This is a genomic window from Mucilaginibacter xinganensis, assembly GCF_002257585.1.
GTDB lineage: Bacteria > Bacteroidota > Bacteroidia > Sphingobacteriales > Sphingobacteriaceae > Mucilaginibacter > Mucilaginibacter xinganensis.
The window spans coordinates 2,975,804-2,990,389 of record NZ_CP022743.1 but is presented as its reverse complement, the minus strand read 5'-3'; the positions used below and the strand labels follow the sequence as shown (position 1 = coordinate 2,990,389).

The 14,586-nt window shown below is 43.3% G+C and carries 16 protein-coding genes and 1 tRNA gene; 10 read left to right on the top strand and 7 right to left on the bottom strand.

The window, feature by feature from the left end; all coding sequences use genetic code 11:
• The first annotated feature begins 2 nt into the window (after positions 1-2).
• The 6 genes from MuYL_RS13195 to MuYL_RS13170 all read left to right on the top strand — a co-directional run bounded on the left by MuYL_RS13195 (position 3) and on the right by MuYL_RS13170 (position 6,016).
• Positions 3-899 carry an SMP-30/gluconolactonase/LRE family protein gene (locus MuYL_RS13195; RefSeq protein WP_094571026.1) on the top strand — a complete coding sequence of 299 codons (897 nt, stop codon included), beginning with the start codon at positions 3-5 and terminating at the stop codon, positions 897-899.
• A gap of 158 nt (positions 900-1,057) precedes the next feature.
• A complete protein-coding gene (locus MuYL_RS13190) occupies positions 1,058-2,632 on the top strand; it encodes a glycerol-3-phosphate dehydrogenase/oxidase (RefSeq protein ID WP_094571025.1) in 1,575 nt (524 codons plus the stop codon).
• Positions 2,633-2,745: 113 nt separating this feature from the next.
• Entirely contained in the window at positions 2,746-4,245 is a 1,500-nt protein-coding gene (glpK, locus tag MuYL_RS13185) for a glycerol kinase GlpK (RefSeq protein WP_094571024.1), read from the top strand.
• A 114-nt stretch (positions 4,246-4,359) separates the two neighbouring features.
• Positions 4,360-5,088, top strand: coding sequence for an MIP/aquaporin family protein (locus MuYL_RS13180; protein WP_094571023.1), 729 nt, complete (start codon positions 4,360-4,362; stop codon positions 5,086-5,088).
• Between the two features lie 44 nt (positions 5,089-5,132).
• A complete protein-coding gene (locus tag MuYL_RS13175; protein WP_094571022.1) occupies positions 5,133-5,492 on the top strand; it encodes a VOC family protein in 360 nt (119 codons plus the stop codon).
• Between the two features lie 155 nt (positions 5,493-5,647).
• Positions 5,648-6,016 (top strand): response regulator transcription factor, encoded by a 369-nt coding sequence (locus MuYL_RS13170; protein WP_094571021.1) that lies wholly within the window; start codon positions 5,648-5,650, stop codon positions 6,014-6,016.
• Here the strand turns inward: MuYL_RS13170 and MuYL_RS13165 are convergent.
• Both MuYL_RS13165 and MuYL_RS13160 read right to left on the bottom strand, forming a co-directional pair.
• On the bottom strand, positions 6,013-6,381 hold the full coding sequence (locus MuYL_RS13165) for a hypothetical protein (protein ID WP_094571020.1): 369 nt from the start codon (positions 6,379-6,381) through the stop codon (positions 6,013-6,015). The genes MuYL_RS13170 and MuYL_RS13165 overlap by 4 nt on opposite strands.
• A 22-nt stretch (positions 6,382-6,403) precedes the next feature.
• Positions 6,404-6,595, bottom strand: coding sequence for a hypothetical protein (locus MuYL_RS13160; protein ID WP_157740838.1), 192 nt, complete (start codon positions 6,593-6,595; stop codon positions 6,404-6,406).
• A gap of 107 nt (positions 6,596-6,702) precedes the next feature.
• Here MuYL_RS13160 and MuYL_RS13155 point away from each other — a divergent pair, with 107 nt between their 5' ends.
• A complete protein-coding gene (locus MuYL_RS13155; RefSeq protein ID WP_094571018.1) occupies positions 6,703-7,548 on the top strand; it encodes an N-acyl homoserine lactonase family protein in 846 nt (281 codons plus the stop codon).
• A 12-nt stretch (positions 7,549-7,560) separates the two neighbouring features.
• Here MuYL_RS13155 and MuYL_RS13150 read toward each other — a convergent pair whose 3' ends face one another.
• The 3 genes from MuYL_RS13150 to MuYL_RS13140 all read right to left on the bottom strand — a co-directional run bounded on the left by MuYL_RS13150 (position 7,561) and on the right by MuYL_RS13140 (position 9,909).
• Complete coding sequence (locus MuYL_RS13150; protein WP_094571017.1) at positions 7,561-8,160, bottom strand: class I SAM-dependent methyltransferase; 600 nt, start codon at positions 8,158-8,160, stop codon at positions 7,561-7,563.
• A 128-nt stretch (positions 8,161-8,288) separates the two neighbouring features.
• The gene (locus MuYL_RS13145) at positions 8,289-9,260 is read right to left on the bottom strand and encodes a quinone oxidoreductase family protein (RefSeq protein WP_094571016.1); all 972 of its coding nucleotides are present in this window, start codon (positions 9,258-9,260) and stop codon (positions 8,289-8,291) included.
• A gap of 64 nt (positions 9,261-9,324) precedes the next feature.
• The gene (locus MuYL_RS13140) at positions 9,325-9,909 is read right to left on the bottom strand and encodes a Crp/Fnr family transcriptional regulator (protein WP_094571015.1); all 585 of its coding nucleotides are present in this window, start codon (positions 9,907-9,909) and stop codon (positions 9,325-9,327) included.
• A 1,047-nt stretch (positions 9,910-10,956) separates the two neighbouring features.
• On the opposite strand from MuYL_RS13140, the gene MuYL_RS13130 reads away from it, so the two are divergent.
• A complete protein-coding gene (locus MuYL_RS13130; RefSeq protein ID WP_094571014.1) occupies positions 10,957-11,958 on the top strand; it encodes a T9SS type A sorting domain-containing protein in 1,002 nt (333 codons plus the stop codon).
• A gap of 61 nt (positions 11,959-12,019) precedes the next feature.
• Here MuYL_RS13130 and MuYL_RS13125 read toward each other — a convergent pair.
• Together MuYL_RS13125 and hscB are read right to left on the bottom strand one after the other, a co-directional pair.
• A tRNA-Leu gene (locus tag MuYL_RS13125) sits at positions 12,020-12,103 on the bottom strand.
• A 31-nt stretch (positions 12,104-12,134) separates the two neighbouring features.
• Entirely contained in the window at positions 12,135-12,659 is a 525-nt protein-coding gene (hscB, locus tag MuYL_RS13120) for a Fe-S protein assembly co-chaperone HscB (protein ID WP_094571013.1), read from the bottom strand.
• A 171-nt stretch (positions 12,660-12,830) separates the two neighbouring features.
• On the opposite strand from hscB, the gene kdsA reads away from it, so the two are divergent.
• Entirely contained in the window at positions 12,831-13,607 is a 777-nt protein-coding gene (kdsA, locus tag MuYL_RS13115) for a 3-deoxy-8-phosphooctulonate synthase (RefSeq protein ID WP_094571012.1), read from the top strand.
• A gap of 1 nt (position 13,608) precedes the next feature.
• Positions 13,609-14,544 (top strand): KpsF/GutQ family sugar-phosphate isomerase, encoded by a 936-nt coding sequence (locus tag MuYL_RS13110; RefSeq protein ID WP_094571011.1) that lies wholly within the window; start codon positions 13,609-13,611, stop codon positions 14,542-14,544.
• Positions 14,545-14,586 lie beyond the last annotated feature (42 nt).

The window sequence follows — 14,586 nt, the reverse complement described above, 5'->3', positions numbered from 1 at the left end:
GCATGAAAGGCATTTTTAAAATAGCAGGTTTCGTTTTACTGCTGGTTATTACAACAAAAGCGTTCGCGCAGGATACAGCTTTATACGACACTTTATCCAAACCGCAATTGATATCCAACCAATTTGCTTTTACCGAGGGGGCATCAGTTGATAAAAATGGAAACGTTTTTTTTACAGATCAGCCGAATAACAAGATCTGGGAATATAGTATTGATGGAAAATTATCGATTTTTTTGGATAATGCCGGCCGTTCCAACGGGATGTATTTTGATAAAAAAGGAAACCTGGTTACCTGTGCCGACGAGCATAACCAGTTGTGGGCTATCAGTCCTAAAAAAAAAATCAAAGTGATAATGACTGATTTTGGAGGCCATTTAATGAACGGCCCCAATGATATTTGGATAGACGGAAAGGGGGGCATCTTTATGACAGATCCCTATTACCAGCGCGATTATTGGACGAGGACCAAATCAGAACTCGGCGGACAAAAAGTTTACTACCTGCCAAAAGGCAAAAAACAACCTGTTTTGGCGGATGCAAGCCTGAAACAACCTAATGGAATAGTTGGTACACCGGATGGCAAATACCTTTATGTTGCAGATATCGGCGATAATAAAATGTACAAATTCACTATCGGCAAAGGGGGTAAGCTTACCGGACGTGCTTTGTTTGCGCCGCAAGGTGGCGACGGAATAACCCTTGATGAGCGGGGGAATTTGTATATAAGCGGCAACGGGGTTACTATTTACAGCCCTGAGGGTAAAAAAATAGGGCATATTCCCGTTCCGGAACCGTGGACAGCCAACCTATGCTTTGGCGGGGTTAACAGGGATGTTTTATTTATTACTGCTTCCAAAGCCGTTTACACGTTAAAGATGAATGTAAAAGGGGTGGAATAAATTTAAAACTCGGAATTGCTGAATAAGGTTTAGTTACAGAATAGGTTGAATTTTAATTAACATACTGTTATCATTTCCCGTTCATTTATCGCCGGTGGTGATAATACAATTCTTATATTTAGATTTGAACCTAACCTGTTAAATCTAAATGAAAGACTGTGGTTAATACCGGACGTGAAAAATTAGTCAATGCTATTACCGATCCTGAAAAGGTTTGGGACATAATTGTGGTAGGCGGTGGCGCTACTGGCCTGGGCACCGCGCTTGACGCTGCATCGCGCGGGTATCAAACCTTACTGCTTGAACAGGCAGATTTTGCTAAGGGAACTTCCAGCCGCAGCACAAAACTGGTTCATGGCGGTGTACGTTATCTTGCACAGGGCGATATTGGCCTGGTAAGGGAAGCGCTGTACGAACGCGGATTACTTTTAAAAAATGCAGCACACCTGGTTAAAAATGAATCGTTCATTATCCCTAATTACGAGTGGTGGAGCGGCGCTTTTTATACCATCGGTTTAACAATTTACGATTTGCTGGCCGGAAAGCTTAGTTTCGGCAGGTCAAAACACATTTCAAAAAAAGAGACTATCAGTCGGCTTCCCGGTGTTATTGAAAAAGGTTTGTATGGTGGTGTAGTATATCATGACGGACAATTTGATGACTCGCGGCTTGCTATAAACCTTGCGCAAACCTGCCTGGAACAGGGCGCAACGGTATTAAACTATTTTAAGGTGCAGGATTTGCTTAAAGCCGGCGATAAAATATGTGGCGTTACAGCCAAAGATGAAGAATCAGGCAGAATTTATCAGTTAAAAGGCAAGGTTGTAATTAACGCTACAGGTGTGTTTGTTGACGATTTACTGCAGAAAGATGAGCCACATAAAAAGCCGCTGGTTAAAGCGAGCCAGGGCATTCACATTGTGGTAGATAAGCAATTTATGGCTGGTGATGATGCCATAATGATCCCTAAAACGGAGGATGGCAGGGTACTTTTTGTGGTGCCGTGGCATGGAAAACTGTTGATTGGCACTACAGATACCCCATTAAATGAGCACCGGCTTGAACCGATAGCATTGGAAGAGGAAATTGATTTCGTAATGCGTACAGCCGGCAAATATTTAATAAAACCACCTTTAAGACAAGACGTCCGCAGTGTATTTGCAGGATTGCGGCCACTGGCCGCACCGCAGGAAGGATCAGCCAAAACAAAAGAGATTTCACGCAGCCATAAGCTCATTGTTTCTGCATCGGGGCTGGTTACCATAACCGGCGGTAAATGGACAACCTACCGCCGCATGGCGCAGGATACGGTTGATAAAGCCATAGTGGTTGCTAAACTGCAGCCCCATGCGACTGTAACGAGGAATATGGCCATCCACGGCAATAAAACAGATGTTGATCGAGATGATCACCTATATGTTTATGGAAGTGACAGGGAAGCTTTATTGGCTTTGATGGTTGAGCAACCGGAATGGGCTGAATTGCTGCATCCCCGGCTGGAATACACCAAAGCTGAGGTAATATGGGCGGTAAGGCACGAAATGGCGCGTAAATTAGAAGATGTGCTTGCCCGCAGGTTAAGAGCACTTTTCCTTGACGCACTGGCCGCCATTGATATGGCACCAACCGTTGCGCACCTGATGGCTTTAGAGCTTAATAAAGACGAAGATTGGGAAAAAGCCCAGGTTGTCGATTTTAATATGATGGCACAGGGATATTTACTAAAAGACTAATTAGTTCGCGGTTAATTTGTAATTTAACCACGCCAATTATAACCATTATTCAAGTACCGGCTTGCCACCATGTTTTAAACACAGGCAAGGGTTCAAGAATTATAAACCATACCATGGAAGAAGGATACATTTTAGCTTTGGACCAGGGCACTACCAGTTCGCGTGCCATTATTTTCGATCACAGTGGACAAATTAAATCTGTCGCTCAAAAAGAGTTTAAACAGATCTTTCCAAAACCAGGATGGGTGGAACACGATCCCAACGAAATTTGGTCGACACAGGCAGGTGTTGCCGCAGAGGCCACGGTTAAAATAGGGATCAATGGTAAAAATATCCGCGCTATCGGCATAACCAACCAACGTGAAACTACCATTGTATGGAACCGCGAGACAGGTTTACCTGTTTATAATGCCATTGTTTGGCAGGATCGCCGCACCGCCCCTTATTGTGATCAATTGAAGAACGAGGGGCATACTGACCTCATTCGTGCAAAAACCGGTTTGATTATCGATTCGTATTTTTCCGCGTCAAAAATAAATTGGATCCTGAATAATGTGGATGGTGCAAAGGAGCTGGCCGACAATGGCAAGCTGGCCTTCGGGACCGTGGATAGCTGGCTGGTTTGGAAATTTACCCGTGGCAGGGTACACGTTACCGACGTAACCAATGCCAGCCGTACCATGCTTTATAATATTAGCACGCAGCAGTGGGATGAAGAATTATTAAAAATATTTGGCATCCCGGCAAGCATGTTGCCGGAAGTAAAGCAGTCGAGCGAGGTCTATGGCGAAACAGATACTACTGTCTTCGCTTCCAAAATACCGATTGCGGGAATCGCAGGCGACCAGCAGGCCGCGCTGTTTGGACAGATGTGTATTGATAAGGCTATGGTTAAAAATACCTATGGGACCGGTTGCTTTATGTTAATGAACATCGGCAGCGATTTTATTGAATCGAAAAACAACCTGCTGACCACTGTTGCCTGGAAGATAAACGGCGAAATTCAATATGCGTTTGAAGGAAGCATATTTATAGGCGGCGCGGTGGTGCAATGGTTGCGCGACGGACTGGGAATTATCAAAACTTCGGCAGAGGTAGAAAAACTTGCTTTAAGTGTTAATGACACGGGCGGGGTATATTTTGTACCTGCGTTTGCAGGTTTGGGTGCGCCATACTGGGATCCTGACGCACGGGGCACCATAGTTGGAATTACCCGCGGGACAACAGCAGGCCATATAGCAAGGGCGGCTATTGAGGCAATTGCGTACCAGACGGTGGATGTGTTAAAGGCTATGGAGGCTGATGCCGGGATGAAAATTAAGGAATTAAGGGTTGACGGGGGAGCAACAGCCAATAATTTATTGATGCAATTCCAGGCCGATTTGCTTAACTGCAAAGTGATAAGGCCACATATTGTTGAGACCACGGCACTTGGCGCAGCTTATTTGGCGGGATTAGCCGTAGGTTACTGGAGTAATGTGGAAGAGATTCAAAAACAGTGGCAAACAGAGCGGGATTTTGTACCCGGAGCGGACAATGACAAAGTACAAGCTGCAATGGCGGGCTGGAAGCGGGCGGTTGCTGCAACACAAAGCTGGTCGTCAAACCGGTAGCGATGCAATATTTGCCTCTCCGGAGAAAAATAAATGATTAAACTAAAAATCGAATTATAACAGCAACGCAGAGTTTGCGTTGCTGCGGCAAATAACCTTAACCCCTTAATTAAGATGTCACCATTTATAGCTGAACTGCTCGGCACCATGTTATTGATACTGTTAGGCGATGGCGTAGTGGCCAACGTTTTATTAAACGACACCAAAGGCAATAACAGCGGCTGGATGGTGATCACCACCGCCTGGGGTTTGGCCGTTTTTGTAGGTGTAGTGGTTGCAGGCCCTTACAGCGGAGCTCACCTCAATCCGGCTGTTACTATCGGCCTGGCTATTGCCGGTAAATTTGCTTGGGCCGCTGTACCGGGTTATATAGCGGCGCAAATGACAGGTGCATTTTTAGGTGCTTTTTTGGTTTGGATAATGTATTTTGACCACTTTAAAAAGACCAACAAGCCCGATGCCATATTGGCCATTTTTTGTACAGGGCCTGCTATCCGCAACTATGTATCTAACATCGCAAGTGAAATAATCGGTGCTTTTGTGCTGATATTTACGGTTTTTTATATTTCAGGCGCTCAGATCACACCGGGTAAAGTCCCTATCGGCCTCGGATCAGTCGGGGCGCTGCCCGTTGCTTTTTTGGTTTGGGTTATCGGCTTGTCGCTGGGCGGCACTACCGGCTACGCAATTAATCCTGCCCGCGACCTTGGGCCGAGGATGGTTCATTTTATTTTTCCTATTAAAAACAAGGGTACAAGCGACTGGCAATATGCCTGGATCCCTGTATTGGGGCCTATTATAGGAGCCGCGATTGCTGCTTTATTATATTTGCAATTAGCATAAAGTAAAATTTACGTTAATTTAGGCTGCACAAACCTAACATTATAATGAAGCTACTTACACTAAGACCTGTGATTTACACTAAACAGGTTAAATATACAGTTGAATATTATATAGAAATACTCGGTTTTACCTGTGACGGTTATACCGAAGACTGGACATGGGCATCGCTGTCGCGCAACGAGGTGGGCATCATGGTGTCTTACCCAACCTTACATGTTCCTTTTGAAAAGCCGCAATTTACAGGTTCCCTGTATTTTTCTGTGGATAACGTGGATGAACTGTGGAACCAATTTAAGGAAATAACCATCCCGGGGTATGCTATTGAAACTTTTGACTACGGGATGCGCGAATTTGCCATTTATGATAATAACGGCTATTTGCTGCAATTTGGGCAGCCGGTATAAATTGTAATCCGTATCACCCGGAAATGATTGCGTAAAAATTACGGCAGAGGTACTAACAAGACACCTTTTTATACCCTACATGGCTTCGGTAGATTTCGGGAGGCTGTGATAAAAAAGCAGCATCAAAATGGCCTTATAATTGCATACATAAAAAAATGAAGAAAAATGTACTTGTTATAGAAGACGAGCCCGTTATTGCTGAGATGATGAGCATCCTGCTGGAAGAAGATGGGCACCATGTGGTTAGCCTTGCTGATACAGTTAGAGCGCGGCAAAAACTGCATGACAGGGAGGTTGACCTGGTGATGCTGGACCTTGGGTTAAAAGGGGAGGACGGGCAGTCGATGTGTGTATATATTAAAGAGCACGATGACCTGAAACATATTCCCGTGATCCTTGTGTCTGCCAATAGCGACCTGGAGCAGATAAAAAAAGATTGCGGTGCAGATGATCATATCGCCAAACCCTTTGGCCTGGACGATTTTATAGGGAAAGTGCGGAGTTTTACAACGCTGATCAATTAAAACTCATCAGCGGTACTCCGGCTGTCAACATAGGGTGAGCCATAAAATACAATCCGCTGATTATCCTTATCTGCGAAAAATGTCCATTCTGAAGTCTGATCTTTTTTTTCTGTAACAAGATCTTCGCAACCGAAGGTGAAATTAATATCAAGCAATACACGGAAACTGCCTTTGCCTGATTCAGCCTGGTATTTGACCCTGTCAATGGTAATCCGGGTAACATCCGGCGCTCCCTGTGGCCGGAATTCACGATCAAGAGCACTTTTTAAAAGATCGTAAGGTTTGCTGCCCGGTTGAAACAGGTTTTTTAAAAAATATTCGGCATTGTCAACTTCCTCTTTAGTAATTACTTCAAAACTATCCATGATATCAATCAAAGATAACATTTCACGCTGATTTTCCCGGAAGCGGGTTTTCAGGCGGATTACCGGATGGTGGCAATTCTTCGGGATAGTTTTGCGGATCTTCCGCAGGTACTTCGGGTTCCTTTGGGTCGGTTGGTTGATTGATCTCCGGCGTTTTTTTGGGTGCCGGCATCTCGGGTTGTTCGTTAGGAAAGGTATCGTGTTGTTTGGCCATGATGTTTTTATTTACGTTCAATAATTGCAGGTAAACGCCTTTTGTAAAAACTATTTTATTGGGTAACCCCGTTTTTGGATTCTTGTTTTACAAGCTATATTTACCGTATGAAAAAAACAGGACTGCTCTCCATCTTTCTTTTAATCATCATGCTTGCTGCGCATGCCCAAAAAGCGGCTTATAAAGTGTACGCTATTAAATTTGCAGCTTCTGCTTATCCATTCACAGCTGCTGACTGGGCCAAAGGAGGCCCCAAAACAGATAGTGTAAAAATTAATTTTATGATTTGGCTGATTAAAGGAAACGGACGAAACATTTTGGTAGACGCCGGTTTTTTAAGTGACATTGGCGACGCCAAAGATTTTAAGGTGATTGATTATGTACGCCCGGATAGCGCAATTTCTAAATTAGGTTTGAAAGCTACAGACATTACAGATATAATTTTCAGTCACCCGCATTGGGATCACATTGATGGTGCCGGGCTGTTCCCCAATGCGCACATCTGGATTCAAAAAGAAGATTTTAATTACTTTGTAAGTACGGCCTGGCAAAAAGGAGAAAGTAACGGCGGTTTTAACAAAAGAGACGTGCGGATGATGATAGACTTAAATTTAGCAGGCAAAGTGACGCTGGTTGACGGCGACAATAAAGAAATTATACCGGGGATCAAAGTATTTACCGGGTCAAGGCATACCTACAATTCAGAATATGTACTGGTTCAAACCGGGATGAATAAGGTGATTCTTGCATCGGATAATATCTGGATCTATTACAGCCTGGAACACCTGGTGCCCGCTTCAGATGGAGGAACACTTGACCCGGCCGGGTATGTGAAGGCTATGCAGCGGATGAAAACCATGGTAACGGATGTTAAATTTATTATACCAGGGCACGATGCAAAGGTGTTTTCCAAATTTCCGGCAGTTGCGGATGGCGTTGCGGAAATAAAATAAGCACTCTGGGTGCTATCGGTACATAAAAACCGTAAAATCATCGGCAGCGTAACCCTTTAATAGTTTTACATTGTTGCACAGTTTATTGCAGTAAGCGTTAATTTCATCCGGGTCATAGGCAACCAGCATCCCGTTGGGAACGATGTCACTCAATAAATTGAAAGCAAATGCAATACGGCATGCACCATAAAATTTAGTGATGATCTTAAAGATAAATTCAGGGTCGACACTCCGGTAATTGAGCGAGCCGCTTGCAAAAACATAGTCTGCCGGAGTTAACTGCATGGTAGTGAAATCTCCGTGAATAAAACTGGCTTCAGGATGATCTCCGTATCGCTTTATAGCTTCATGAAGCAGCTCCGGGATCTGTTCAACACCTGTATAATTAAGCCTGTTGCAGCGAGCTGCGAGGTAGGGTAGCAGGTCGCCGTACCCGCAACCGACATCCAAAACCGACCTGTTGTTAAGCTCTCCTATTGTAGCTAAGGCGCGGAATCTTGACCGTTGGCTTTCGCGGTCTTTCCACCCCAACGCCAAACTGCTTTGCGGGCCGCAAGCGTCAATCATCTGCCTGTGGTAATTAAAAATAGCTGCTGTATCAAAGAAACTCATTGTATAGGTAATTGAGAGCGGTAATTATCTAAGCAAACATAGTCAACTGATTCGGATACTTAAATTCATACCTTTTTTTGAAAATATTAGTGTGTTGACAAAGCCCCAACTTACGGAGTTTTTAAAAATTATATGGTAACAACCAGTCGCGTTCCGTCGGCAACAGCTAAATCCCAAACTTGAGCAATATCCTTTAATTTAACCCTGTTGGTTTCAACTTTAAGCTTCCCTTCGGCAGCAATTTGAAACATTTCCGGAAGAATCTCTGTAAAAAGCTGTCCTACTTGCTGCTTCGACCAGGAGCCTAGCCCTGAACCGGTTAGGTGAAGATTTACACTTCGCAGGTTTGCAGCTGATAGCCGGATCACATCTCCTGTTATACTGCCTACGGAAACATATCTTATTTTATTTGTGAATGATCCATTGCCTTTTATAATGGCCAATATTATTTCCGCACTATCACCCCACAGGTAGTCGACAATTATGTCTATAGGCGTTTGGAGATGAATTGCTTTGATCTGTTGTTTGAATTGTTCGCCATCCGGAGTTAAGGAAACAATTTCATCTGCACCCAGCATCAATAATTCATCAAGCGATTGCGGATTCCTGCCCGTTACGATAACTTTCTTTGCGCCATAGTGCTTAGCTATCTGCACTGCTACACGCCCCGTGAAGCCAGTAGCACCATTAATTAACACCACATCGCCTCGCTGAATATCCGCCCTGAATTTTAAACCCATTGCCGCGCCAATTACGGCGTTAGGTAAGGCAGCCGCCGTTGCGTCATCCAGTCCGTTGGGTATTTCGACTATCCGGTCTTTGTGAATGATTGCTTTTTCCGCAAGCATTCCACTTACGCCCATCCCATAAACCCTGGTTCCGTTTTCCAGCAAACAAACCCCATCGCCACCCACCACGCGTCCACCCTCGTGCGGCGCATCGGCCGAATAGTGTTTTCCTGTCGCTCGTCCCTTGTCAAAGTGTTTTATTGCAACTGCTTTAACTCTTACTATGACTTCGTTATCATTTTTAATTGTTGGCTCCGCAAAATCCACATATTGTGGTAGCTCAATCCCTGTGTACATTACTGCTGCTTTCATCTTTTTTTTATACAGCAAATTTATCCGGGTAAAGTCGATTCGGCGATAACATATGTTATGAAGTTCAGAAATGCAATTTACCTTTAGCCAGCTTACTTTTTATGCGGCTTAAATGAACAGTGCTGATACCGAGGTATGAAGCGATATAATGCTGTGGTACCCGCATAATTATATGTGGCCTTTCGTTCAATAATTTCTGATAACGCTGTTCAGCTGTGTCACGGATAAAAGAAACGAACTCGTTAATGTAATGGCTTTGCCTATCGGCGAACACCTGCAGAATCATTTGAGTAAAATAAGGTTCACCGCTTAGTTCGTCCATCAATTTTATGACATACTTTTTAGGCAGCAGGTACACAACGGACGGTTCAATCGTTTCAAAAGTAAAACTGCCTGGTTTGTTATTGACAAAGCTGTCAAATGAAGTTAATCCTTCATTTTCAAAAAGAAACTGTACCGTTTTATCCCCCCCGTCTGTATCAAAGAAAGCTCTCACACAACCTTTCTCAATAAAAATATAATGGTGCGATATTTTTCCTTCCTCCAGCAAAATTGTTTTTGCCGGAATTTCCATCCGCTGTTGAAATTCCTGATACTTATCCCAAAAAGGATTTAACTGGGGGAATTTATTTCTGAAATGGAAGAGCATTACCTTTCTATTTAACTGCTAAGATAGGTCCCTTAATTATAATACAATTGGTTTTAGGCGGAGAATTTTGAAATATCGCAGAACTTTTATCGCGATTTGGGTTTTGAAGAAAGTGTACTGTTATATAACGTGTGTTATTTTAAGAAAGATAGCTTCGGTTTTCATTTGCAGGATGCTTACGTAAAGGATTGAATAAATAATTCAATGGTATTTTTAGAAGTTGACGATGTTGATGCGCATTGGAAGGAATTGGTGGCATTGGAACTTACCAGCAAATATAAAAGCTAAAACTAACACCGACAGGCGTATCTAGCGGGGAAGGGAATGTTTTATGTACGACACATCCGGTATTATGTGGCACTTTGGACCCTTTTAAAATGTAGCGGAAAGTAATATTTATTCATGTTTGTTGTCATTAATTATTGTAGAGATTTTCTTGAATTATAGTGCGTTAACTAATCTTGTATAATTTATAGGACGCTTATTTTTTTTCGCTGTAAGGGTTTTATTTTTAGCTGAATCGTTATTTAATAAATTTTATTTCTTGATTTTATCTTCTTTAATAATATTATTTGGCAGTAATATAGTTTGTTGGTTAAAAGACTATGTTTTAGCTTGGTATTGGCACCTCTAGATAAACAAGCTATGTGTTATCTGTCTCGACCTTATACGCAGTGGCATGCATGTTGTATCAATAAGTTAGCTTACAAGTACTTGCATCTATAGCCGTAAGACGTATTTATGATAAACAAAGTAATATTAAAAAGTGGAATACTATATATAGCTGTATGCGTAGCAGTGGCATTGTCCTGTAAGACGGCTCTTGCCAAGAGCACCTCGAACAGGAACGCTTTCGCGCAATCAAATCATATAAATAATGTTAACACCAGAGCGTGCGTATTACCTAGAATATTCACAAACTATACGGAAGTATATAACTTTCTTATTCCTGGTTTAGACATTACTGAAAACATAAAGGCTACTACGACCAGTTCAGGGTTTATAAGTAAATCGGGCGCACCTGCAGCTAGTCCATATAGCGAATATATGATACTAAATATTGCCAGGGACAGCGCAACTAAAAGTGAAATACTTATTGGATTTAACCCAGGTTCGGGTAAAAACTATAATCAGCAGGAGGACGACAGGGATCTTTCCGGTCCGGGCGCACCGGTGGACCTGTGGATCATGTCTCCGGACGGTGTTAAGCTGGTTTCCAAGTGGATGTCGCTACCAAAAGTAACCCGTGCCGATACCGTATTTTTAACAGCTAAAGCAGCTTTGAGTGGCAGATATACAATTAACCGTAGCAAACTTACCACCATTCCTGTCCTATACCAGATTTGGCTTATCGATAAATATAAAAAGGATTCACTGGATTTAAGGCACAACGATAATTATACTTTTGATATAGATTTGAATGATACCGCATCTTTTGGCAGCAATAGATTTCTGGTAATTACCCGTCAGGATCCCGCATTAGGCGTACACCTTTTAAATTTTACCGGGACGAAAGCCTGGGAGGGCGCAGAAATAGAGTGGAAAACTGAAAATGAAGCGGACTACACAGGCTTTACCGTGGAGCGAAGCATAGACGATGGCAGCACATTTACAGCTATCGGAGTTTTTTTATCAAGCGGTATGGGGAGCTATAGCCTGCCTGATAAAACCCCACCCGTGGGTGCCGGTTATTATAGGTTGAAGATACAACTTGTGGATAGTTCAATTGCTTATTCAAAGGTTGTTAAATTGATGTTTTCCAATTTAAATAACAGCGTAACAAGTAATCCGATAAGTATTTATCCTAACCCGGCAAGCAATATGATTAACCTGGAAATCGAAAAAACTAATGCCGTTGGTACAGCTAAAAATCATTCTTATACTATAACGTTAATTAGCAATACGGGTTATATAGTTAAAACGGCCACTACAACCAGCCAAAACTGGCAGGCTGACATAACCGGCCTTATTTCGGGTAACTACGTTGTGCACGTTTTAGATAATAACAACAAAGCCCTGGTAGGTAAGGGTACTTTTATAAAACTTTAGGCAACGTGCGGATTTGTTAAAAAAAACAACAAAGCCCCGATACCATAGTATCGAGGCTTTGTACCCAGAGCCGGGGTCGAACCGGCACGGCCTTGCGACCACAGGTGTTTGAGACCAGCGCGTCTACCGATTCCGCCATCTGGGCATTTTTAAGACATGAACGGTGGATTAGTCGTTCAGAATCGGGATGCAAATGTATTTAAACTCTCTTTAATTCGCAACAGGTATTTTTGTCTAAAATAACAATCTGCAATTTTATTTAAGCGATCTTCCTTTGCTGTATCGTCCAATTGCGGGTACCCTGCGGTAAATCCGGCAATTTTCTCTTCAATATCTCCCTCAATAGCAAGTACTTCCGCAGTAATATGGCCAAGCTCTGTCGCATTATCAACTTCCATCAGCCGCTCATTAAGATCCATCATTTCCATTAAAAAATCTGAAGGAAGTTGTGGTTTTGCCCCTTCTTCGAGCAAATTATGGGTGCGTAAAATGTATTCCAGCCTCTTATAAGGGTCGGAAAGGGTTTGATGCGCCTTGTTATTCAGCGTAGAAAGCTCTAATATTTCCTGCTGTTTGGCATCATCCTCGTTAGCATGAAAATCCGGGTGATATTTTTTGCTTAACTCGTAAAATTTCTTCTTCAGCCATGCTGTATCGGGTGCAAACGATTCAGGGATACCGTAAAACTCAAAGTAATTCATGCGGCAAAGGTAGTCCGAAAGTCCGGAAGTCGGAAAGTCAGGAAGCAAAAATGGAATTTTTATGTGAATTTTAGATCCCGCAGAACTAATTGCAGCGCCTTTCAGACTTCCTGACTTTCCGACTTTCGGACTAAAAAAAAGAATTATCTTTGCATATTATATCCCATCACTATGTTATTTGACCAAATGCGGCAGAAGCCGTTCTTTATACTGGGCCCCTGCGTAATGGAAAACCAGGAACTTTTATACACTGTAGCCGAGAAGGTTGCCGAAGCCGGGCAGAAATATAATGTACCTGTAGTTTTTAAATCGTCGTTTGATAAGGCTAACCGTACCTCAATCCACTCGTACCGGGGGCCCGGATTGGAAAAAGGCATGGAAATGATGCTGAAAATAAAGGAACGTTTCGGATTGCCGCTGATAACCGATATCCACGAGAGTTACCAGGCTGCCATTGCCGGCGAGGTGTTTGATATCTTACAGATCCCGGCGTTTTTATGCCGCCAGACCGATCTGCTGGTTGCCGCTGCTAAAACCGGCAAGATCGTCAATATTAAAAAGGCACAGTTCCTGTCGGGCCAGGACATGTTTTACCCGGCACAAAAAGTTGTTGAAGCCGGGAATACCCAGGTTATATTAACCGAACGCGGCAACATGTACGGCTATAATAACCTGGCTGTGGATTTTAGGAATATTCATGATATGAAGCAATTTGGGTACCCGGTTTGTATGGATTGTACGCACTCCGTACAGCGCCCGGGCGGCGCAGGTGGAAAAACCGGCGGCGACCGAACTTTTGTACCCATGATGGCGCTGGCAGCGAAAGCTTTTGGGGCGGATGGCTATTTTATGGAAATTCATCCTGACCCTGATAATGCTTTAAGCGACGGTCCAAACATGGTTAAATTGCAGGACCTGGATAAAGTAATGGCACCGCTTGTAAGCTAATATGAAAGATATTGCTAAAAGAGTTTTCGATACCGAAATTGCTTCGCTGCAATTTGTTGCCGATGCAATTGACGATGAATTTACCCGTGTAGTAGAGGCGATATTAAATAATACCGGCAAGCTGATTGTTATAGGCATAGGTAAATCGGGCATTATTGGTAAAAAAATAGCTGCCACTTTTGCCAGCACTGGCACCCCCAGCTTTTTTTTACACCCCGGCGAGGCATTTCATGGCGACCTTGGAATGGTTGGCACCAATGATATGGTGATACTGATCTCCTATTCCGGCGAAACGGATGAGGTGCTTAAGCTGATCCCTTTTTTGGAGTGGAATAAGAATACCATAATTGCCATAACAGGGAACCCCAAGTCAACCGTTGCTAAAAACAGCCATTATCATCTTAATATTTGCATTAAACAGGAGGCTTGTCCCTTAGCGCTTGCGCCTACATCGTCAACAACTGCGGCGCTGGTGATGGGCGATGCGCTTGCTGTGGCTTTGATGGAATCGCGCCAGTTTCAGCATGAGGATTTTGCGCGTTTTCACCCCGGGGGAAGCCTGGGCCGTAAACTGCTGATCAGGGTTAAAGACCTGATGCGCACCGACAAGCTGCCTTTTATAGATGTGAATGCATCTTTTACCGAACTATTGCTCAAAATGTCAGAAGGGCGTTTAGGAATGGTTATAGCGGGCGACAAGGACAACGTGAAAGGGATAGTTACCGACGGTGATTTGAGACGGGCGTTGTTTAAAAACCCGGATACCACGCAATTGACCATTGAAGGCATGATGACCAAAACGCCTGTGTATATCAGTGAAAATGAATTTATTAACCAGGCAGAGCAGTTAATGATTGAAAAGAAGATCACCACGGTATTGGTGGGATCATCTGACGAGGGCAGGGTAAGCGGCATCTACCAGATCTATAATCATTAGTTGAATGGACCCGGTTGATTCAGGCGGACTTAGATTTGGTTT

Coding starts and splice junctions, on each gene's coding strand:
- MuYL_RS13195 (WP_094571026.1), top strand. CDS start 3: ATGAAAGGCATTTTTAAAATAGCAGGTTTCGTTTTACTGCTGGTTATT.
- glpK (WP_094571024.1), top strand. CDS start 2,746: ATGGAAGAAGGATACATTTTAGCTTTGGACCAGGGCACTACCAGTTCG.
- MuYL_RS13180 (WP_094571023.1), top strand. CDS start 4,360: ATGTCACCATTTATAGCTGAACTGCTCGGCACCATGTTATTGATACTG.
- MuYL_RS13175 (WP_094571022.1), top strand. CDS start 5,133: ATGAAGCTACTTACACTAAGACCTGTGATTTACACTAAACAGGTTAAA.
- MuYL_RS13170 (WP_094571021.1), top strand. CDS start 5,648: ATGAAGAAAAATGTACTTGTTATAGAAGACGAGCCCGTTATTGCTGAG.
- MuYL_RS13165 (WP_094571020.1), bottom strand. CDS start 6,381: ATGGATAGTTTTGAAGTAATTACTAAAGAGGAAGTTGACAATGCCGAA.
- MuYL_RS13160 (WP_157740838.1), bottom strand. CDS start 6,595: ATGGCCAAACAACACGATACCTTTCCTAACGAACAACCCGAGATGCCG.
- MuYL_RS13155 (WP_094571018.1), top strand. CDS start 6,703: ATGAAAAAAACAGGACTGCTCTCCATCTTTCTTTTAATCATCATGCTT.
- MuYL_RS13150 (WP_094571017.1), bottom strand. CDS start 8,160: ATGAGTTTCTTTGATACAGCAGCTATTTTTAATTACCACAGGCAGATG.
- MuYL_RS13145 (WP_094571016.1), bottom strand. CDS start 9,260: ATGAAAGCAGCAGTAATGTACACAGGGATTGAGCTACCACAATATGTG.
- MuYL_RS13140 (WP_094571015.1), bottom strand. CDS start 9,909: ATGCTCTTCCATTTCAGAAATAAATTCCCCCAGTTAAATCCTTTTTGG.
- MuYL_RS13130 (WP_094571014.1), top strand. CDS start 10,957: ATGATACTAAATATTGCCAGGGACAGCGCAACTAAAAGTGAAATACTT.
- hscB (WP_094571013.1), bottom strand. CDS start 12,659: ATGAATTACTTTGAGTTTTACGGTATCCCTGAATCGTTTGCACCCGAT.
- kdsA (WP_094571012.1), top strand. CDS start 12,831: ATGTTATTTGACCAAATGCGGCAGAAGCCGTTCTTTATACTGGGCCCC.
- MuYL_RS13110 (WP_094571011.1), top strand. CDS start 13,609: ATGAAAGATATTGCTAAAAGAGTTTTCGATACCGAAATTGCTTCGCTG.